Below are 20,124 nucleotides of genomic sequence, written 5' to 3' on the forward strand. Positions count from 1 at the left end.
GGAAAATGCTTACATTAGCGGGACTTTAACTGTTGGGGCTTACGGGTTGGACGGGGCTCTTTAACTTTCTTCTGTCCCGGCATATAGAACCCGGCGTGCCACGTGGTGTGACGGACAAACCCGTCGAAGATTCTGAAGAGTAGCGGCAGCACGAAAAAGATCTCAATGACAGAGATCAGTGCGCCACGGGCGATCAGCATACCGACCTGCTGGATCATCGGGCTTGAGACCGAGAAATAGATACCCAGGCAGGCGACGATCAGAATCGAGCTTGATGTCATGATCGGCTGGGCTGTGTGCTCCACGGAATCGATGCTTGCGGTTGTCTTGTCCGTGATCTTTCTGCGCTTCAGGTAATCCTCGGTGTAGATGATCGCGTAGTCGACGGCAGCGCCGAGCTGGACTGCATCGATGACCAGGAAAGCCACGAAGTTGATGGTCTCTCCGGTAAAGTACGGGACCGCTTCATTGATCCAGATGGAGAGCTCGATCGCGGTAACCAACAGAATAGGGATCGAGATCGAGCGGAACATGATCAAAAGTACTGCACCGATTGCGAGGATGGAAGCCATACGTACGACCATGGAGTCGGAGGAGGTGACCGAGCGGATATCGTAGTAGCTCACGTTATTGCCGACCAGGTGCGTATCCCCGTCGTAGTGCTGAGACAGGAGGTCACGGACATGTTCAACGAGGTCGAAGCCTTCCTTGGACTCATCTGGGATCTTGGAAGTCAAGACGATGCGGGAGTAGCCGCCATTCAGGAGCTGGCTTACCTGAGGGGAAGGGCCAACGCCGGCTGGCATTGCGGTACCTGCGATCGTGGACCAGGAGAGGATGGACTTGGTGGTCGGGAGATCCTCAAGGTTGTCGATCAAGTCCTCTTCCTCGGCCCAGTGTCCCTCAGGGACCATGATGGCCCAGGTCTGGGACTCGCCGAAGGCTTTATTGATAAGGTCAGAGTCGATCTTCACCTGTGAGGTCGGAGCCAAGTTGGAGGACTCTCCGTAGGTGAAGCTTACGGAGTCGGATGCCAGATAGGCAGGGATGGCCAGAACGGTTGCGATGATGAGGGCAGGGATTGCGCCTGCATGGCAGACCTTGGACATGCCCTTGAAGGATTTGAAGAACGGTTTGTGAGTGGTCTTCTCCACGGCGTTTCTCATGTCGTAGAGGATGCACGGCATAAACAGTGTGATTGAGAAGAAGGAACACACGATACCTTTGGCAAGCGCGATTCCCATATCGGCACCGATCAAAAACTGCATGGCAGCAAGGGACAGGAAGCCGAAGAAGGTGACGGCAGCGGAGGACAGGATGACCGGAAAGGATACAGCCATTGCCTGGACCATAGCCTCAAACTGATCCGGATTTTTTTCTCGCTGTTTGCCGAAGTTGGTCAAAAGGACAATGGAGTAGTCCATCGACACAGCTAGCTGCAGGACCGAAGCTACCAACTGGGTGATAGAGGAGATTGTCCCCCTGAAGATGTTAGTGCCCATATTCAGGACAATTGCGATACCGATGGTGATCAGCATCACGATCGGGTGTAGGTAGCTCGTAGTGTTGAGCATCACAATCACGAGGACCGTGATCACTGCGATCAACATGATGCGGCTCATATCGGTGTTGATGTCTGCCAAGCTGGCAGCGTTGGATACAGCAGAGCCATCCATTGCCACAGTCTGGGCGCCCGGGATCTGGTGGGCAAGGGCGCGGATGTGGTCTATCTGGCTCTGGTCGACATCTTCACTGAAGACTGCTTGGAAGAGATAGCCCTTCCCGTCATACCAGCCATCGACCGTGTCTTGATCCTGCACTTCAAGGGGCAGAGCAATATTGGCTTGATCGCCCAGCCAGGTAACAGAGATAACGCCCGCTTGCTTCTCGAGTTGGTTCTTGAAGTTGTTGGCATCGGGCAGTGAGATACCGGTGACATAGATACGCGCATCGGGGATATCATTGCCGTATACGTCCTTCATCAGCTGTAAGTCCTGAGAGGAGGGGGCCGATGCAGGAAGGTAATCGGACATGTCTGCATCGATCTTCACCTGTGGGATCAACGTCAGACATATCGCGGTCACAATCAGAAATACGGTAATGACAATCCTTCTGTGCTTGAGTACACCACGGAAGAATTTTTCCATGTATGGGCTCCTCCTCAATACTGTTGCGTCCTACCGTTCGCGTGTTCAATGAGGCAAGTGACCGAAATTGAACACATGTTGGGTTTTTACCACAATTTAAAAATGTATATCTAGAAGAGCGGGGAATTTATACAGATTGTAAGGACTTGTTTAAATAACCTTTTACTTGTGAAGATATAGTGAACCATAACGGTTGGTGTCAAAAGCGTGCGGTTGCCGAAGGGAGCAAGAAGGATGGAAGACATGGAGCCCACAAAGACTGTCTCAAAGCGTAGTCCAGAGGGCAGCAACAGGAATTCTTTGCGTTCTTTGCACCTTTTGGAGGAAGCGTTTCTGACGCTTGTTATGAAAACGCCAGTAGACAAGATCACCGTGTCAGATATCACTCGGGAGGCCTGTCTCAACCGGGGGACCTTCTATGCGCACTTTGCTTCGATGTCAGATCTTGAAAAGTATGTATTAGAACATCTAGCCGACCGCTTTATTGACTTTGCCTCTAACTGGTACGATATCTCCTTTTTAAAGAATCCCCGTCCCATGTTGGTTCAGTTGGGTAGCTTCGTGCAGATGCACCGGAAGCTGATTACCTCGATCACCCGTTCCACCTCATTTAATCCCTTCATGGTGGCGCTGGAGCAAAGCATAGAAAAGCGTCTCTACGACTCAATCGAGAAAACCTATGCGGACAGAGAACCACACCGCCTCGCCCTCATTGTGATCACCGTCGACTACGTTGTCCACGGAATACTTTCCTCCTACAGCTCCTGGATTCAAGGGGAGTACGGCACCTTGAGTTTAGAACAGGTCAACGACGCGTTAGAACGCCTGATCAAAGCGACCGGTCTCACGCTGCTCGACGAGGATATGGACTAACAAAAAACAATAGAGCCCGCGTATGTGGGCTCTATTGTACTTAGAGAGCAAGTATTGATAACCCTAACCACGTACATCCGAGTCCATCGTGAGGTGGATCTAATAGGCAGGGAAGCGCTTCTCGCGGTTGGTGAGGACCTTCTGGTGTACTGCCTCACGGTTAGGGGTCTCAAAATTGACCACGATGTGTAAGTTCATGGACTGCCACTCCTCATCGATGTAAAATCCATGAGCCTGTAGTACATGGGGCTCTTCGGTAGCGATATGCATCGCAATACCGTGGGCATGGGCAGCCGTCTTGCCACCTTGGTTTTGGGCATAGATGCCCACTGTGGCCAGGATCACTTTGCCGTTGGTGGCGTGCTGGAACTTCTGTTGAACCCTGCGCATCATAGTGTCAATTTCTTCTACTCTCATTGAGTCTTTAACTTTCACATGGATGCTGCCAACAAGAAGCTCGGGCTGTAGGAGCTCAGAAGCAGATCGTACGCGCCTAAAACATCCAGGTCTTCCTTGACCAGCGCTTTGACTCGCTCTGCCAGATCAGGATCGATGTGCTCACCTAAGATCTGTGTTAAGGCGTCATGGAGCATATCGATGCCACCTTAGCAGATAACAGCAGAGATCATGGTACCGACCTAAGCCTCGAGGCTGATACCGAAAGCGATATAGATGAACGCCGTCGCCAAGGTAGAGATGGAAAGGGTAGCATCGAAAAGGGCATCTGAGCCGGAGGCCACCAAAGCGTCAGAGCCTATTTTCTCACTGGTCGCTTTGACAAAACGATCCAAGAAGATCTTTACGGAAATCGTCACCGCGGTCAGAGTCAAACTCACTGTAGTATAGCTGGGTGCTTCCGGCGCAGTAATCGTTTGGATAGAGTCGATCAATGAGGTGATACCTGCATACAAAACGATCATAGAGACGGCCGAGGCAGTGAGGCACTCGATGCGGCCATAGCCGAGCGGGTGTTTCTTATCCGGAGGCAGATGGGCTAGCTTGGTGCTTACGATCGTGATTGTAGACAACAGGGTGTCGGAGAGGGTATTGATTGCATCGAATATGATTGCGATTGAATTGGTGAGGATACTGATGATAGCCTTCATGATTGTAAGGCCCGCATTGGCGCAGAGACCGGTGGCGGAGGTCCGAACAATTACGGACTCACGGCTCTATATGCGCTCTAACATTGAGTGTCGAAACCCTCCAACATTTTGTGTGCAACAGATCTTTCAGCTCCCCGCGTCTCTTTAGGAGCCAGGTGAACCATACATGCGAGACTTTTGGGTATCTGACGGGCGCGTTCTTGTAAGACTTCGCCCGTTTGGGTCAGTGTAACGATTACCTCGTGCATATCTTCCTCAGGGCGGGATCGCTTGATATAGCCCATTGCTCGAGCTTGTGCAAAACCGGGGCGAGCGTCCCGGAATCTAAGAAGAGGCGCTCACCGATCCAGGATATCGTAGCCTGCTTCTCCCCCCCACATCACCATCATGCAGATATATTGCATGTAGGTGAGCCCCAAGGGGTCTAGAAGGTAGTGCCTGGCGACGTTTGAGGCCGCATAGAGGGAGAAGCAGCGCCAGTTTTGAAGCAAAAGCTCAGGGTAGCGTGACTTATCCGTGCTGGGTGGTTGCGTTGCCACTACAGCTGCTCCTTGATTGCGGCTTCTACATTCTTCATGTCTTCCGTGGGCTCAAAGCGCTTCACAAGCTTACCGTTGCGGTCGATCAGGAATTTGGTGAAGTTCCAGCGGATATAGGCCTTGTCCCCGAACTGCTTGGCGTTCTCGTTGGAGAAGGGACGCAGAGAGGCTGCCTTAGCGCCGGTGAAGCCCTTGAACGGTGCCTCGAGGGAGAGATCCCGGAAGAGGGGCTCTGCGTGATCCCCATCGACATCGATCTTCTTGAAACGCGGGAATGTGGTGTCGTACTTGAGGGTGCAGAAGTTGTTGATTTCATCATCGCTGCCCGGGGCTTGACCCATGAACTGGTTGCAGGGGAAGTCAAGGATCTCAAAGCCCTGATCGTGGTACTCCCTGTAGATGCGCTCCAAGTCTTTGTACTGCGGGGTGAAGCCACAACCGGTAGCGGTGTTGACAATCAGGAGGACCTTGCCCTTGTACTGGTCGAGTTTGGTCTGCGTACCGTCCTGTTTGGTGACGGTGTAGTCGTAGTAGCTCATGTGTCATCCTTTCATCGTGTGGTACTTTTTACTGATACTTAGTGCTATAGCCTCCTGAGTAAATATATTGCGCACAATTAAGCTGTACACAATATATTCACATATAAGAAATTGATATCGATAAGAAAGGGGTATGCGGTAGGGAAGGTGGGTCAACGCCGAGTAGCCTCGTGCTGCGCGGCAGCTTCCCGTACCTCCGCTACCTGCATCTGCTCAAAGTGGGGGCCTAAGAGCTTACCGAAGAGTGCTGCAAAGAACTGGTTGAAGAGTGTGCCGGTCTGCACCGGGAAGACCGTGATAGGCGGGAAGTAGGTTTGGGCGATGATAGCGCCGGCGGCGATATTGCGCAGTGCTGAACAGAAGATGATGCTGACCGCCTGCGCGCGACGCACGTGCAGAGCACCAGCCGCCAGATATCCCCACAGATAGCCTGAGGCGGCCATAGCGGCGATAAAGAAGAGGATGCCGACCAACTCCGGGGTGAGGTTGAAGAAGAAGGTCGAAAGGCTCGTGGAGTTGGTAGTGATAACCAGGACCGTAAGAATACGGGCGGCAGGCATCAATCGTGGGGAGAGATAGGTCCTTGCTGCTCCCTTGGTGCGGTCATTGAGCCAGGTAGCAAGCAGGGCCGGGATTGCCACCATAAAAAGCATCTGTAGGATCATAGCTCGGGCGTCCACGGTGACGGTGGCACCGAGTAAGAGCTGTAAAGTGGCCGGGATCGTAAAGGGGGCAATGCAGGTGGAGATTAAGAGAATCCCTAAGGTCAGTGCCATATCCCCGGCATAGATCGACACCCACATCGTGGAGGTGACCGCTATCGGTACACAGTACTCCAGGACGATACCGCAGACTACATTGGGGTCAGAGAAGAAGAGCGATCCTACAAGCCAAGCAAGCAACGGCATTGCAAGCTGTGAGATGCCGATAGCCACAAACATCGGCAGCGGATGGGTGAAGGTATTCTTCAGATTCGAGAAGTCGTTGGTCAGTGACCCCTGGAAGGTGATGAAGGCAAAGATCGGGGAGACAAAGGGGACAAAGCCCTGAAAGAGCCAGGGAAAGCAGATGCCACACACAAGGCAGGCAGGGACAATTACGATCATGTGGCGGGCAATAAAGCTCCCAAAGGCCATCCAGCGATCCATGACATCCTTCCTTGTGTACTAGGTGCTCCTGGCTTAAACTCCCTGCAATTATAGGGTTGGCTCAAACTGTGGGGAGTGTAGCAGTCGCGATCTCCTCAGGATCATTGCACGATCGAAATACTGCAGCGCCCTGTGTGCCCCTCATGCCAGGGTCCCAGAGTAGCCGTGTGGTAGTGCCTGAGATTCGTCGGGATTCGGTCCCGGCCACGAGCGGATCCGCTCGAGCATTCCATCCACGTCCAAGACGCCGAGGACAAAGCCTTTACGAATCAGCTCTTCCGGGACAAACTCATCGTACTTGTCAAAGTAGGGAACTTCGCCCGGATAGAGCAGATCTATCGGATCGAGTGGCTTTGCAGCTTCTTCCTTCACGATTTTGAAGAACTCATAGCCGTCCACCTTCATCGTAAACTGCAGGAAGTAGGGACGGGAGGAGTCGAGGCCTTTGAGGCCTAAGCGCTCTGCACATTTGATCTTGAGGAAACGCTCTAGTGCCAAGAAGGCATAGGTACCGAGCCAGGGAAAGAGACAGTAGGTCCTGCCACCCACGTTGATCAGTGGTTGGTCAGTGATGTGGGCGTTGCGGCACACGTGGCGCGCCTGTGCCAGTCTAAAGCGGGCATTTCTTCTAAGGTAGGGGTAGACCGTATCCTCCTGCAACACCTTTTTCATGTGTTCCAGGATATGGGTGTTGATGTCCCCTGCGACCATACCGAAATAGGCGGGCACTTTGCCCTTGACTTTAGTGCATTCAATCAGGTGGCGCTTGTAGTCGATCTCCTCGATCACCCATACGGCACCGGCAATTGCGATACGTTCTCCGACCGGCGGTGGCTGCACGATCGTACCTAACTCCTGCGATTCACTGCGGACCGTGAATTCTTCATCGGTTGAAAAGACTGCATAGAAGCGGAAGTCATTGATCTGCCGCTCTCCGGCAAGACCCACAATAAGGCCACCTTCAGGAGTGCGGTGGATATGCTCGATCTCAATTAGATGCCGCAATAATACCTTGTAATCTTCCTGGCTCACCCGGTGGAAGGGGGTCAGAGTCAGTACCTGTCGTGCCAGCTCAGAAGGAGCCATCTCACCAGTGCTTGCCAGTGTTGCCATCGTCTGATGGTAAAGCAAAGAGTAGGGAATCCGGTTGAAGCGCGGAGGCTCTACCCAGCGCTCCTCGATATAGAGCTGTACCAGAGAGATTCCCTGCAACAGTTTCCAGGGTACGGTCTCAGGGAGTAAGGCTCTGGCCTCTGGCTGCTCCTCGCGCATCACAAACCACATCTCAGAGGGGTTACCCCGTCTGCCGGTTCTACCCATACGCTGTAGGAAGCTAGAGACCGTAAAGGGGGCATCGATTTGGAAAGCGCGCTCGAGGCGGCCGATATCGATACCAAGCTCGAGGGTGGCGGTCGTCACCGTGGTGAGCTTGCTGTCCTCGTCGCGCATCATATCTTCAGCGGACTCACGGAAGCTCGCCGAGAGGTTGCCGTGGTGGATGAGGAAGCGGTCCGGTTCCCCGTTTGCCTCAGCGTATTGGCGCAGGGATGTGGTGACTGCCTCGCACTCCTCACGGGAGTTACAGAAGACAAGGCACTTGTGTCCCCGAGTGTGCTCAAAGATGTAGCCGATGCCAGGATCCGCAAAGACCGGGGCGGTATCTGAGGCGGGTTCCGGGGTATCATCTCCTTTGTCGGGAGATTGTGCCTGTGGTGTAGCGTCAGTGACGTCTGTGACATCTTCTGTGCGCTGATCGCGTGGTGGGATATGCTCTGAGCGTGGATGCTCGTTGTAGGGCATCTCGTAGGCGACGTCATTCTCAACGGTTTGAGTGGAACCACCGAGTCCATCTTCACCGCGCTCGGGTGCCTGAGGACCTGAGATGTAGAAGTGCTCCATGGAGAGACGCCAGCGCTCTTTAGGGGCCTCAAACTTAGGGATCGCACACTTACGGCCACTGCCCCAGGAGAGGTAGACACCGGTTTCTTCAGGTTCACCGATCGTCGCAGAAAGGCCGATACGGCGGGGATTGACGTGCGCGAGTCGGCTGATACGCTGGATACAGCAGAGCGTCTGGTCACCGCGGTCCCCTCTGAGCAGCGAGTGTACCTCGTCGATCACCACATAGCGCAGATCTGCAAAGAGGCGAGGTATCGCACTGTGGCGGTGCAGCAGCATAGCCTCCAGGGATTCCGGTGTGATCTGCAGGATCCCCGAGGGATGCTTTAGCATCTTGTGCTTATGGGACTGTGAGACATCCCCGTGCCAGTGCCACACCGGGATATTCCCCTCGTTGCACAGGGGTTCCAAGCGCAAGAATTGGTCATTGATCAGAGCCTTTAAGGGCCCGATATAGATGCAGCCCACGCTCGTGGGTGGGTCCTCATAGAACTGGGTCAGGATCGGGAAAAAGGCCGCCTCAGTCTTTCCTGAGGCGGTCGAGGCGGTAAGCAGGAGGTTGTCGTCGGTGTTGAAGATCACATCAGCCGCAGCGACCTGGACGGCGCGTAAATCTTTCCAGTTGTGGGAATAGATGAAGTCCTGAACAAAGGGGGCATAACGGTCAAAAGTATCCATCGGCATCCCTAGATATCAAATTCGGCAAACTCATCGGTGCCGTTGTCACCTGTCTGAGCTGTAGTAGAGCTCGTGGCATTTGTCTTCTTGGAACGTAGGGCTGCCTGCTCCTCTACGGGCGTCTCGACGGGCTTCTTAAAGGTGTCGCCCTGCAGCAGGTCCTCGATCTTCATCGTTGGATTCTGGTAGAGGATATCGAGCATCTCAATAAAGTCACGGATAACCTCACGCGGGGTCAGGTGTGAATCTGCACCCACACGATCAAACTCCGCAGATAAGAAGGCCACTAACTCCTGTTGAGTGATGGTGCGCTTATAGCCAAAGAGTTCGGCATGGATATCGGCTAGCTTTTCGATCAGGACGAGGAGCTCCTCGTGGGTTAAAGGCTCCAAGTGGATGACCGGGGCGAGCATATCTGCCAAGCCTTCCTGGGCAAAGCGACCCTGGGTAAGGCGGCTTCTCAGTGCCTCGTAGGAGTAGAGGCCCCGGCGTCTGTCTTCGATAGTCTGTGGGGTGCCACCCATAATGATACCGAGATAGTGGGCCTTGCCCTGCAGGGTGTCGTTGTACATCGTGAGGATCTTCTCGTAGTTGTACTGACGGCTGATTGCATTGGGGATCTTGTACAGGTTGACCAGCTCATCGATCAGGATAATGAGGCCATTGTAGCCTGCGGCATGGAAGAACGTGGCTAGAACCTTCAGGTATTCGTACCAATCTGCATCATCGATAATGATGTTTACCCCGAGCTCTTGGCGAGCTCCGGTCTTGGTGCGGTACTCACCGCGGAACCACTTGGTGACATTGGCTTTGGTCTCGGCGTCGCCCTCGAGGCTGGCGTGCCAGTACATCGTAAGCAGACGGGCAAAGTCATAGCCATGCACGAGCTCCTGTACCTGTGAGGTGATCTTCATGATCTGGCGCTCCATGGCATCTGTGAAGGTAGGATCGTCTGGCTTGATGCCGTCCTCTACGGTGACCTTTGTTTGGATACCGGAAACCCAGCGGTCCAGAACTAAGTTCAAAGCGCCACCGTCCGGGCGGGTCTTGGTGGAGAGGTTACGGATCAACTCACGATAGGTAGCCAGTCCCTGTCCATTAGTGCCTTGGAAACGGCGCTCGGGAGAGAGGTCTGCATCGCAGACCACAAAGTTGTTGCCCATTGCGTGGTTACGGATGGTCTGCAGTAAGAAGGATTTACCGGAACCGTAGCGGCCCACAAGGAAACGGAAGCTTGCGCCGCCGTCTTGTACCAAGCTCAGGTCATGGAGCAGTGCAGCAATCTCACGCTCACGGCCGACCGTGATGTAGGGGAGACCGATTCTGGGAACAACGCCACCTTTGAGAGAGTTGATAATGACAGAAGCAATGCGCTTAGGGACGCGCGCGGGCTGATTTGACTGTTGTTGGCTCATAGGTTCAAGGCCTTTCTTATATCATCCGTGTAGTCTTCAATAAGGCAGGGCTGGTCATTCTCGTCCATCTCAAGTGAGACGTCACCTGTTATATCAAAGAGTTTTTCGTTGATCGAGTCCACCAACATATCCGGTGTGGTGGGGGTGTGTTTAAGGATATCCTGAATCGGTTTGCCTGCAAGGAGTGCACGCAACAGCGAGAACTCAGTGTCGTCCAGGCTGTAGGGGTGTCCCTCATCTGTTTGTGTTTCAGTACTCTCCTGAGCGACCGGTGTACTCGCAGGTACTGCTTGCGATTTATTCTCGGGGGCTGTGGACGTAACGGTGACAACAGGCGCTACCGGCTCCGGTTCATCTTGGCGCTCTTCATCGACCAAAAGTGCATCGCGGGTAACCACAGAGGCATCCCTGATTGCATGGAGTTGGGAGAGATCGACGGTGAAGCGCCGCTCCTCCTTCTCTTTGCGGATTCGTTCTGCTTCTGCCTGCTTGACTTTAAAGTTGTCGATTGCCGTGACAATGAACTTTGTCTCGTATCTTGCCACCTTCTTCTGTGGCTTCAAGGGATGCTTGAAATTCCAGGCCTCGCGCATGTGGCGGTCAATCTCGCGATAGATCTTTCCCAGGGCTGGATTCGTGTGGTCATACCCGAAGGGGAACGTCTCACTGAAGTTATTGGCTGCATAGGGGAATGCCTCAGGGTTAGGTTTGTGTTCAAGAGTGATCCCATCACCTAAGTCATAGAGGATTTGGTCTTTGCCAAAATCTACCCTGACCGGTGTGGTGTCAAAGGCAGGCATCCAGATATTACCCCGATACCCTACAAGGAAGTTCACAAAGTTAACCTGGCGCCGTTTATGGAAGTGCTCCACAAAGTCACGGAATACTTCCGCGGTGATTGCGATGCGTTCTTTCTCGTGTTTTTTGAAGAAGGCGGAACGCTTGGGGTCTACCGAAGAGAAGATATCTAAAGCCTCAACCACATCCTTGTTGGAAACCGGATCAGTTCCATACTTGGGATCCGGGATCTCCCATTTCTTGTGCTGGGAAAAGATATAGTTCTGTGCCTTACGCAGGATGAAGGCAGCATGGGCGTATCTGCGATGATAGGGGCCTACCAGGAGCTTGGGATTATCGCCGGAGAAGATACGGTAATCCTGAATGATCGTTTCGAGAGCTTCACGAACGAAGTTGTCTTCCTGATCCTCGGGATAACTATCCAACAGGCACTCAAGCTCGTCTAAAGTCTCCTTGGGGTTGTGGAGAATGTCGCCGAGTGCCAAAAGTTCATAGGCGTAGAGCAACCCGGTGAAACCGGGTGCTGTGTCGACTCTCCTATGTCTCCACTGCGTTCTCCAGTAGAAGTACGCTCGTAGCTCTTTGTCGGTCAGATCGGTATACATCGGGCGGTAGAGTGTCTTCCACTTGACAGAGAACTTTGTATTCTCTTCGTAGTCCTTTGCGAGCTTGGTTTCCTTCATAAAGAGATCGGTGTGTTGGCGAAAGCCGTAGTAGGTAAAGCTGTCTTTGCGGTCCTCATCTTCGAGCCTGCGCATCTCCCTGAGCGTTTTTGGGAGGTTAGTGTGGGGGTTTCTTTTGGAGTGGCTGGTAATTCGTCTGGTGCCGACATTTGCCCACCTGCCGGGGCAGTTGTTCCAGGACCCGCCATAGACATTCTCGCCGAATTCATCCTCGGTAAGCGTGTCGTCAGAGTTGAGAAGGCCGTTAGCGTCCTCATCGGTAGACGGATTCGAGTGAGAATAGAGACGGGCAAGGAGCAGTTTTCTTCTCAGCTCATTGTCATCGATCAGATATGCTCGTCCATCACTGGTCCTGAACCCCACAGCATACTCATCGTCGTCGACGTATCTCGATCTGCGGTGATCTTCGCGATGATCGATGTGCGCCGGTGAGGACGTGCCATGCTGTTGGTTATAGCGTTTTGCATAGTCAGAACCGGTCTGGATCAGAGGCTCATCGCAGTATGTCCCCTGCTCCTCAATGATATCTCTGATTAACTCTCGCATTACGGCTTGAAGCTGTGCTTTTGCAGCGGGATCAGGCTGGTGAGGTTGGTGGATCAAAATAATTGTTCCCTTTTTTCTAGTAGTCACACAAAGATAATTATACACGCGTTAACTACATAAGCGCGAACGTGTGTATGTCCATTAAAAGCTATAGAATTAGCCGGCCGCCGTGCTGTGCGGTGCGTAACGTTGTGGGGATCTGTCCTGTCACTGAGCCTTCATATTGTGACCTGTGTCAATATTTCGGACACAAAAACTTGAGATCTTTAAGCTGCATTGGATGGTGATATCTGGTCCTCTTCTGATATAGGTTTCGTTCTTTCAAAGAAAGCATCTACTACCTTCGCTGGAATTTTGTTGTTGATCGTTGAGTGGGGACGTTTTCTGTTGTAGTAGCCCTCAATGAATTCAGCTAGCGCATGTATGGCATCCTTTCTTGTTGCAAAGCCTTCTCGCTAGTACATCTCGCCTTTAAGAGTGGAAAGAAAGACCTCTCTACGGCACTATCGTGGTAGTTACCCCAGCGGCTGCAGGAGAGCCTCACATCGTTTATCTTAAGCCCACAGAGCAGACAAACCTAAGAGGTGTATTGGACACCTTTGTCTGAATGAAAGGCTGCATTTTCTGCCACATATCCTCGACACCTAGCCACTTGCAGTGTATCTAGCACACTATCGGCTCCCGTTCTATCCAACAGCGATCAAGCCTACCACCATGTAGGTGTTTAAGTCTCACACAGCAAGAAAGATAGAACCAGCCCTTTTCTGTGAAGAGATAGGTAATATCTCCAACAAGCTTATAGGTGGAGTCAGGGCTTTATGAGGTCACAATGTATAAGATCAGGCTTTGGTTTGGCATATCTGTCAGGGACAGTGGTTCTCTTCTGATCTGTAAAGGGAGTGAGCCCTTTATTCTTAAGCTCGCGCATGCATTTTCCTACCCTGTAGAGGGTAGTGTTGGAAAACTCATCAGCTAGATAGCAGTGGGTGTAAACCTAGCCCCAAAACCTCTGTCAGACTCTGCCCACACCCGCCAGATAGCCTCTGTAAGCTCACTGCACCCGTTTTCTGGTGCTCCTAAAGAACACCCATGAATAAAAGCTTGAGTGTAATGCCTTAAGGAGTAAAGCCTGTATCTTGATCGGGAAGTTTTCCTTCTCCTTAAGCATCTGCTTGTAACAATCTATTGCACTTAAGATCCTTTGCGAAGAAGGCCGTGGCTGCCTTTAAGAAGGCATGTTCCATCTCAAGCTCTTTGCTGCGCTTGGCATAAGGCTTTTGAGCTTTTCCTCTTTAGCCTCGCTGCGCTTAAGCAGCTGATAGCCTATCTCTGTGCTCTTTTACCCAGCGGATCTGTGTTTTGGGATTAAGCCCTAACTCGGTGGCGAGATGGGCTATCGACTTGCCAGTGGAGATAGCGTAGTCAGCTGTTTTCAGGCGCTACTCATCGCTGTATTTGGTAGCAAGATTGTTTATTACCTGTCGTCCTTTCGGTCGGCTTGTCTTGCAGTTAAGAGGAACCTCATAATTCCTCGAGCTGCACTGTCCGAAAAAACGATACAGGTCACAGCAACCTATGCTTACTGCGCTGGACAGGGCTGCTGCGTCCTGCGCTGCGTGGATTCCTGGCGGTAGTTCGAACACGACCACCTCTGTCATATGTCCAAGATCTGTGCCGATGCCTGGAGTAGGATATCGGCAGGGCTGGATTGCTTTCTGCGAGCTCGTCTAGAAAAAGTACGACAGCTCATACGATGACACCTCGCTTCCCCAGGGCCCACAGGATTATCTCGAATATCAAGGTATATGTCGAAGGAGTGTTCCACAGCCTTCCGAAGGCCCATATACAAGTCGTATGCCGACTCGTTCAACTAAAGATACAGCCACAGGGATTCTTTTGATGCTTGGTGCCGATCTCCTCCACGGGATGTGCCTCATGTGTATCCCGCTTGCAGGCATCGCGGCCACACTGCAGCCAAAGTTGTCTAAGCAGCTTACAGTTCATGGAGCCTAACTGTGCCGCAAGTCCCTAGCCATTTATGCCAAATGGATTCGATGTCTCCGATTAGGCCATGTCAGACTCATGATATAGCTGGTGGTTCTGAGACATCGATTTGACCATCCTTTTGAATCCCGCAAAGATGTGTCCAAGGGACACGGATTGCGAGGCAAGGATATCGAAGACCACGAAGAAGATATACACAGCGCGAGCTTCAAGATGGCAGTCGCGCTGGGGGTGGCGAAGGAGCAGGGGACGCTCTTGCAGGTTGCCGTAAAGCACGGCGTGAGCCCATCGCTTACGCCATCATGGAGAGATGAGCTGCCTACACCATATGGATTGGCTACACTTAGCTGGATGCTTTCATGAGGGACATAAGATACGAGAGAAAGGCATCCCCGATCCCCGCAATGGCAAACCCCCAAGCATCCAAGAAAGTTCCACGAGAAGTTCAAGCACCAGATGGTTAAGCTCTACGACAACGGCAAGTCGACGTCTTAAGATACTTGAGAGGTACGGGTTGCGTCGCTCGACTCTGCACCTCCGGGTGAAGGCGATCCATAAGAGCGGCTCTACCAGAGCCACCTGCAAGTAGGACCCCTGAAGAGCAAGAGCTCATCGAGCTTGCAAGGGAAAACAGACAGCGCTGATATACGCACTAAGATAGCCGTGATAGAGGAAAGCTCCGATCACTACCTGATATCTGTGCAATGTTAAGATCCTAGGCGTGAAGAAGCTGCCCTACTGCTCGATTGCACTGCCGTAAGAAGGCCGCCCGATCCCTTAAGCGGAAACGTAGTCGCTGTGCAGACACGACAGTCGCAGGCGCTGTGGCGCCAGGAAGGGCAAGCTCGCCTCTCGAAGGCGCAGACGCGATAACGTAGAGGGTACACGCCTATGCACCCAACGAATCCGGGCTGACCTGCATCCTTAAGCGTGTCTTCGACGCTCACGTACCGCACACCCACCTTACAGGCGAGCTGACCTACGTGTACGTGCTTTGCATCTGGCACCTGAGTCTGTCTGCACCTTGAGCTGGACATCTGCCATATCGGCGATCACATATCCGGCGCAAGGAAGCTTATGAAGTCAGCCTTTGTAAGCGTGACGTTTTTGCTCTTCGGCAAAGACGTGTCCCACACCAAGTGCGGCTTTAAGTTTGACAGTGCGGCGATAGGCGAGCTCTTTAGGATCATGCAGTCGAGGTACAAGAAGGGCTGCCCTGTGACAGCGCTATCGTCGAGTCCACCAACACGATACAAAAAGCCGAGTTTGTCTACCACAAGAGCTTTGAGAGCCTCTATGAGCTGCAAGCTGAGCGCTTAGGTGTGGTGGTACAGCTACGAGCGGATGCACTTAAAGCTAAGTTAGATGAGCCCGGTCGCGCTCAGGGAAGAGTCCCTCGCGAAGTAACAAAACTATATTCTACCATCATACACGAAACGACTGTATAAATCTATGCCACTGCACTTATGCACATATTGGTCTGTAAGACAAATTTTTATTAAACCATACTAGTAACTAGAAAAGGAGGAGTCATAGAAGAAAGGAGCTGTTAGAGAGAGCCAGGTCAATTTTTTATCAGTAATAATGGTTGTTTAATTCGCTATTTAATAAGAGGAGATGAAGTTATTTTTAAATGCGATGGTAATCAAGCTTTGTTATTGAGCTGAACGGCAGATGAATCATGTCGACAGCCCAATAAAATTTGGCAAATTTAAAAATATATGTTCTGGTCGGAGTGTAAACCCATCGGCAGGGTGAGATATTCCTTACCGGCAAGTAATAATGAAAATTACTCCTCTTATTCAAATAATATTGAGTGTTTTCCACTGTAGTAAAAACTACTTTCGCTTGAGAATATGTGTATCAAATAACCTATGTGCAAGGTCAAACTATTCTATATAGAAAACCATGTGGTCGCAAAATAATAGTAAAAAAGGTGAAAATTGTTCTTCGATGAAAAAATAATAGAAATAAGATTAGATCTTGATACAAGTGAAGAAGTTATTTCATATCTGTCCGATATTCTATTTCAACGGGGCATTGTAAAAAAGAATTTTTGTAGTCATGTTATTGCAAGGGAAAAGCAATTCCCAACAGGGCTAGCTATTAATGGCGATTTCAGTATCGCCATACCGCATACGGATTCTATATATGTAAATAGGCCACAAATTGCTCTAGCAACGTTATCTCATCCAATAGTTTTTAAGGATATGGTTGATGCCTCAAAAAATGTGAACGTGAGTTTAGTGTTCTTGATAGCAATGAGCAATCCGCATGAACAACCTCAGCTTCTTAACAATTTGCTGACGATGTGCCAGCAACCAAATGTGGTGAAAGAAATATTAAAGGCAAAGACGAGCTATGCAGTTTACAAAATTTTGCAGATACACAACTTGAAATGATTGTCTGTAAAGATAGCTAGTTGTATTTATAAAACTTCATAAATAAATTGATATGTTAGGAGTGACCATGGCTATTATGGATGCAATCCAATGGTTTTTGGGATTGGGTTCTACAGTAGGCGTTCCATTGATAATTATTGTGCTAGGTCTGATATTTGGGCTTAAACCTAGTAAGGCTATTATTTCTGGCCTAACTCTCGGTGCAGGATTCATCGGCTTAAACATGGTAATTAACATGATGGCCGCAGACCTTCAGCCTGCTATCACTCAAATGGTCAATAGATTCGGTCTTTCGTTAAGCATTATGGATGTAGGATGCGGAGTAGGTGGCCCGCTTGCTTTCGCTAGTTCGTTGGGCGCATTAGCCATTCCTATTACTATCATCATTAATTTGATATTAATCTGGCTCGGTATGACAAGAATTCTAAACGTTGATATTTGGAATTTATGGCAGCCAACTTTTATCGGCCTGTTAGTTTGGGCTGTAACAGGGAACTATGGTTATGGCATTATTGCAATCTGCGCTGCATTCCTCCTTGAGCTGTTTATGGGTGACTTAATGCAGCCTATTACCGGAAAATTCTTTAAATTACCAGGGATTGCTGTCACTCATATGATGGCTCTGTCGGCTACCTTCCTGGCTGTTCCTTTGAATTGGCTTTTTGATAGGATTCCTGGTTTCAATAAATTAAATACTAGTCCTGAACAGATCCAAAAGCGGTTTGGTGTACTGGGCGACCCACTGGTAGTAGGATTCATTGTTGGTCTCATTATTGCATTACTTGCTGGTTCCGATGTTGCTGAGAGTTTACAGTTGGGCGTTGAGATGGGAGCAGTTTTAAAGATCCTGCCTAAAATGATTTCGATGTTTATGGAGAGCTTAACTCCTATTTCTGAAGCTGCACAATCTTTCTCTGAGAAACGTCTGCACGGGAAAAAGGTCAACATTGGTATGGATGCAGCTTTAACTGTCGGTCATCCTGCTGTTGTTGCTACGAGTGTCCTTATGATCCCCATCTCGTTACTGTTGGCAGTGATCCTTCCAGGTAATAAAGTTTTACCTTTAGGTGATTTAACTCTTTATGTATATGTATTTACGCTGCTTGTTGGTGCTTTTGGCGGGAACATTGTAAGAAGCATCATCGGTGCGACACTTTATTCTATCCCCATGCTCTATCTGTCTACATGGATGTCCCCTCTAGTAATGAAAACATTTGTATTGGCAAACTACAGTATTCAAACGACAGGTGCTTTTTCATTTGAGCTTGCTGGATTATGGACAAATGCGATTTTCGTGTGGGCATCACAAAATTTAAGACTAGTGGGATTAATTATCATCATCGTTATTCTTCTAGGATTGATGTTCTATATGAATGTCGTTAAAAAGTACAACTCTGGTCTTGAAGAAGGAAAGTAAAAATGAAAAAAATGTTGATTATGTGCGGAGCTGGGCATGCAACATCCACCATCGTGCATTCAAAAGTTAATGATTGGTTAGCTAAAAATAATCTGACGGGCCAAATTGAAATAAAACAATCTGCTGTTACTGAAGAGATCGATAATATTAAAAACGGAGATTACGATATTGTAATCAGCACAACAATAGTTCCAGAAGAAATCCAGTCTAAAGTGATAAATGGTGTAGGTTTATTAACAGGTGTGGGTGCTGATAAAGTTTGGGAACAAATAAAAGAGCAGCTTTCACAGCAGTGAAACAGGATTTTAATCGGTGTTGAATCGATAGCTACTTATATATAGTTGTCTCTGGCAGTTTTTATAGGAATCAGCTGCATGTTTCTAATAGCATTTCAATATGAAAGATGCAGCTGATGTTTCTAAATATAAGCAAAATCTATTTCTCTCAGCCACTCAATAGAACGTAGTACGCAACTGAGGATAGTAATCAATAATATTATTTTAAAAATATATCGTTAACTGCAACTCCATTAATAAAAGCTTTGCAGATATTAATGACGCAGAGATAATATCTTTAATTAAAGGAACTGAGGATTACTTTGTCATTTTATTTTCAGGAAATTGAGATCAGCACTGTTTCAGGACGGCCATCCTACTACTTGATTACCCAGGATATAGATAAAATAATTGAACGTAGTGGGGTTGAGAATGGGATATGCCTGGTCCAGACTTACCACACAACTTGCTCTGTATATTTTGATGAATATATGCATGATAAAAATTATTACGGAGATGATTATCTTCAGGTAGATCTGAACCATATTCTCGATAGACTAGTCCCTAAACAGTCTACTGAAAATTATCCATATTTAAGCCCGGGTCCTAAACATATTGCCTACGGTATGAAGAAGATAGACCCTAATTACCCTGCAGTTAAGTGGACCATGTTGAATACCGATGCTCATTTAAGATCGGACTTTCTTGGCTCGAGCGTGACGCTTGGAGTAAAAGGTGGCCAGTTACTTACTGGTCCAGTTGGACAGATATTCTTCGTTGATTTTGATCAGACTCGTGAGCGCGATAGAAAAATTCAGGTTATTGTTTTAGGAGATGAAGAAGATGACGGCTGAATACCAAAAACTTTTTGAGCGTGAAGGCAAAGAAATAGAAAATCTATCCGATACTATTTCTGGCAAAGAAGTTGAGGAGCTAAAAGACCTAATAGTTAATGCATCAAATAATATATTTTTTACAGGGTGCGGAACCTCTGCTATGGATGCCAAAAAGATTGTGCATACTTTACGGGTAGTAGAGTTAAAGACCTTTTTCTTAAATCCTTCTGATGCTGTACATGGTGCTCTTGGTGTAATTTCACCTGGTGACATCGTTGTATTCATCTCTAAAAGTGGCTCAACTAAAGAACTGACCTCTTTTTTACCGAATTTGAAAGAGAAGAATGTAAAGATCGTTACAGTAACTGAAAATCCTAAGTCAGAGATTGCTCTTCAGTCAGATCTCGTTACTATTGTAAAAATAAACAATGAGTTGGATGAATTTGGTTTGCTCGCTACAACCAGCTCTTTGGCTGTTATCTCTTTGTTTGATGTGATTGCCTGCTTGATAATGAAAGAAAGCAAATTTACTAAAAAACAATTCCTAATCAATCATCCATCTGGCGCTGTTGGAGAAAAATTGAAGAATAGCTCAAACAGAGATAGATATTAAAATATATTTTTATTAACTCTACTATTGAATCTGTGAAGGAGTGATATGAAGATAGTGTCCCAAACGACGCCAGCGCAGAGTGTACCGGAACCAGACATGCAAGACCTTCATCCGTCATGGGGCATCTTATCGGCAGGCCAGACACAACACTGGCGAGAGCGCTAGAAGCAGGGGAGCCCGGTCTGCTGGCAGTGCCCATACTCCTG

At 49.4% G+C, this 20,124-nt stretch carries 15 protein-coding genes; 6 read left to right on the forward strand and 9 right to left on the reverse strand.

What is annotated here, in order from left to right:
• Nucleotides 1-14: 14 nt before the first annotated feature.
• A complete protein-coding gene (locus J4859_RS05530; RefSeq protein WP_212333940.1) occupies nt 15-2,147 on the reverse strand; it encodes an RND family transporter in 2,133 nt (710 codons plus the stop codon).
• Nucleotides 2,148-2,492: 345 nt separating this feature from the next.
• Here J4859_RS05530 and J4859_RS05535 point away from each other — a divergent pair, with 345 nt between their 5' ends.
• Nucleotides 2,493-3,020 (forward strand): TetR/AcrR family transcriptional regulator, encoded by a 528-nt coding sequence (locus J4859_RS05535; protein WP_212333954.1) that lies wholly within the window; start codon nt 2,493-2,495, stop codon nt 3,018-3,020.
• Between the two features lie 99 nt (nt 3,021-3,119).
• Here the strand turns inward: J4859_RS05535 and J4859_RS05540 are convergent, their stop codons facing one another.
• From J4859_RS05540 to J4859_RS05575, 8 genes are all read right to left on the reverse strand, one after another.
• On the reverse strand, nt 3,120-3,437 hold the full coding sequence (locus tag J4859_RS05540; RefSeq protein WP_212333956.1) for a hypothetical protein: 318 nt from the start codon (nt 3,435-3,437) through the stop codon (nt 3,120-3,122).
• 221 nt (nt 3,438-3,658) lie between these two features.
• A complete protein-coding gene (locus J4859_RS05545; protein ID WP_256436861.1) occupies nt 3,659-4,177 on the reverse strand; it encodes a cation diffusion facilitator family transporter in 519 nt (172 codons plus the stop codon).
• Nucleotides 4,178-4,464: 287 nt separating this feature from the next.
• Nucleotides 4,465-4,665, reverse strand: coding sequence for a hypothetical protein (locus tag J4859_RS05550; RefSeq protein ID WP_212333962.1), 201 nt, complete (start codon nt 4,663-4,665; stop codon nt 4,465-4,467).
• Nucleotides 4,665-5,204 (reverse strand): glutathione peroxidase, encoded by a 540-nt coding sequence (locus tag J4859_RS05555; RefSeq protein ID WP_212333965.1) that lies wholly within the window; start codon nt 5,202-5,204, stop codon nt 4,665-4,667. The genes J4859_RS05550 and J4859_RS05555 overlap by 1 nt, the downstream gene beginning before the upstream one ends.
• Nucleotides 5,205-5,356: 152 nt before the next feature.
• On the reverse strand, nt 5,357-6,352 hold the full coding sequence (locus tag J4859_RS05560) for a bile acid:sodium symporter family protein (RefSeq protein ID WP_212333969.1): 996 nt from the start codon (nt 6,350-6,352) through the stop codon (nt 5,357-5,359).
• Nucleotides 6,353-6,493: 141 nt separating this feature from the next.
• Entirely contained in the window at nt 6,494-8,929 is a 2,436-nt protein-coding gene (locus J4859_RS05565) for a DEAD/DEAH box helicase (protein ID WP_212333971.1), read from the reverse strand.
• A gap of 8 nt (nt 8,930-8,937) precedes the next feature.
• Entirely contained in the window at nt 8,938-10,344 is a 1,407-nt protein-coding gene (locus J4859_RS05570; protein ID WP_212333974.1) for an ATP-binding protein, read from the reverse strand.
• A complete protein-coding gene (locus J4859_RS05575) occupies nt 10,341-12,428 on the reverse strand; it encodes a TerB N-terminal domain-containing protein (protein ID WP_212333977.1) in 2,088 nt (695 codons plus the stop codon). The genes J4859_RS05570 and J4859_RS05575 overlap by 4 nt, the downstream gene beginning before the upstream one ends.
• A 3,890-nt stretch (nt 12,429-16,318) precedes the next feature.
• Between J4859_RS05575 and J4859_RS05580 the strand changes: the two genes are divergently transcribed.
• From J4859_RS05580 to J4859_RS05600, 5 genes are all read left to right on the forward strand, one after another.
• Entirely contained in the window at nt 16,319-16,777 is a 459-nt protein-coding gene (locus J4859_RS05580) for a PTS sugar transporter subunit IIA (RefSeq protein ID WP_212333979.1), read from the forward strand.
• A 67-nt stretch (nt 16,778-16,844) separates the two neighbouring features.
• A complete protein-coding gene (locus J4859_RS05585) occupies nt 16,845-18,194 on the forward strand; it encodes a PTS galactitol transporter subunit IIC (protein ID WP_212333982.1) in 1,350 nt (449 codons plus the stop codon).
• Between the two features lie 2 nt (nt 18,195-18,196).
• Nucleotides 18,197-18,490: a PTS sugar transporter subunit IIB gene (locus J4859_RS05590; protein WP_212333985.1), complete on the forward strand. Its 294-nt coding sequence runs from the start codon at nt 18,197-18,199 to the stop codon at nt 18,488-18,490.
• Nucleotides 18,491-18,792: 302 nt separating this feature from the next.
• Entirely contained in the window at nt 18,793-19,323 is a 531-nt protein-coding gene (locus J4859_RS05595) for a YjbQ family protein (protein ID WP_212333988.1), read from the forward strand.
• Nucleotides 19,304-19,918 (forward strand): SIS domain-containing protein, encoded by a 615-nt coding sequence (locus tag J4859_RS05600; RefSeq protein ID WP_212334004.1) that lies wholly within the window; start codon nt 19,304-19,306, stop codon nt 19,916-19,918. Before J4859_RS05595 ends, J4859_RS05600 begins: the two co-directional genes overlap by 20 nt.
• Nucleotides 19,919-20,124: the final 206 nt, after the last annotated feature.

Source organism: Atopobium sp. oral taxon 416 (assembly GCF_018128285.1).
In the GTDB taxonomy this organism is placed as follows: Bacteria; Actinomycetota; Coriobacteriia; order Coriobacteriales; family Atopobiaceae; genus Olsenella_L.

Bases quoted from the DNA above. Each gene is read 5' to 3' on its own strand.
- J4859_RS05570 (WP_212333974.1), bottom strand. From the start codon at position 10,344: ATGAGCCAACAACAGTCAAATCAGCCCGCGCGCGTCCCTAAGCGCATT.
- J4859_RS05540 (WP_212333956.1), bottom strand. From the start codon at position 3,437: ATGAGAGTAGAAGAAATTGACACTATGATGCGCAGGGTTCAACAGAAG.
- J4859_RS05560 (WP_212333969.1), bottom strand. From the start codon at position 6,352: ATGGATCGCTGGATGGCCTTTGGGAGCTTTATTGCCCGCCACATGATC.
- J4859_RS05590 (WP_212333985.1), top strand. From the start codon at position 18,197: ATGAAAAAAATGTTGATTATGTGCGGAGCTGGGCATGCAACATCCACC.
- J4859_RS05535 (WP_212333954.1), top strand. From the start codon at position 2,493: ATGAAAACGCCAGTAGACAAGATCACCGTGTCAGATATCACTCGGGAG.
- J4859_RS05600 (WP_212334004.1), top strand. From the start codon at position 19,304: ATGAAGAAGATGACGGCTGAATACCAAAAACTTTTTGAGCGTGAAGGC.
- J4859_RS05555 (WP_212333965.1), bottom strand. From the start codon at position 5,204: ATGAGCTACTACGACTACACCGTCACCAAACAGGACGGTACGCAGACC.
- J4859_RS05585 (WP_212333982.1), top strand. From the start codon at position 16,845: ATGGCTATTATGGATGCAATCCAATGGTTTTTGGGATTGGGTTCTACA.
- J4859_RS05530 (WP_212333940.1), bottom strand. From the start codon at position 2,147: ATGGAAAAATTCTTCCGTGGTGTACTCAAGCACAGAAGGATTGTCATT.
- J4859_RS05565 (WP_212333971.1), bottom strand. From the start codon at position 8,929: ATGGATACTTTTGACCGTTATGCCCCCTTTGTTCAGGACTTCATCTAT.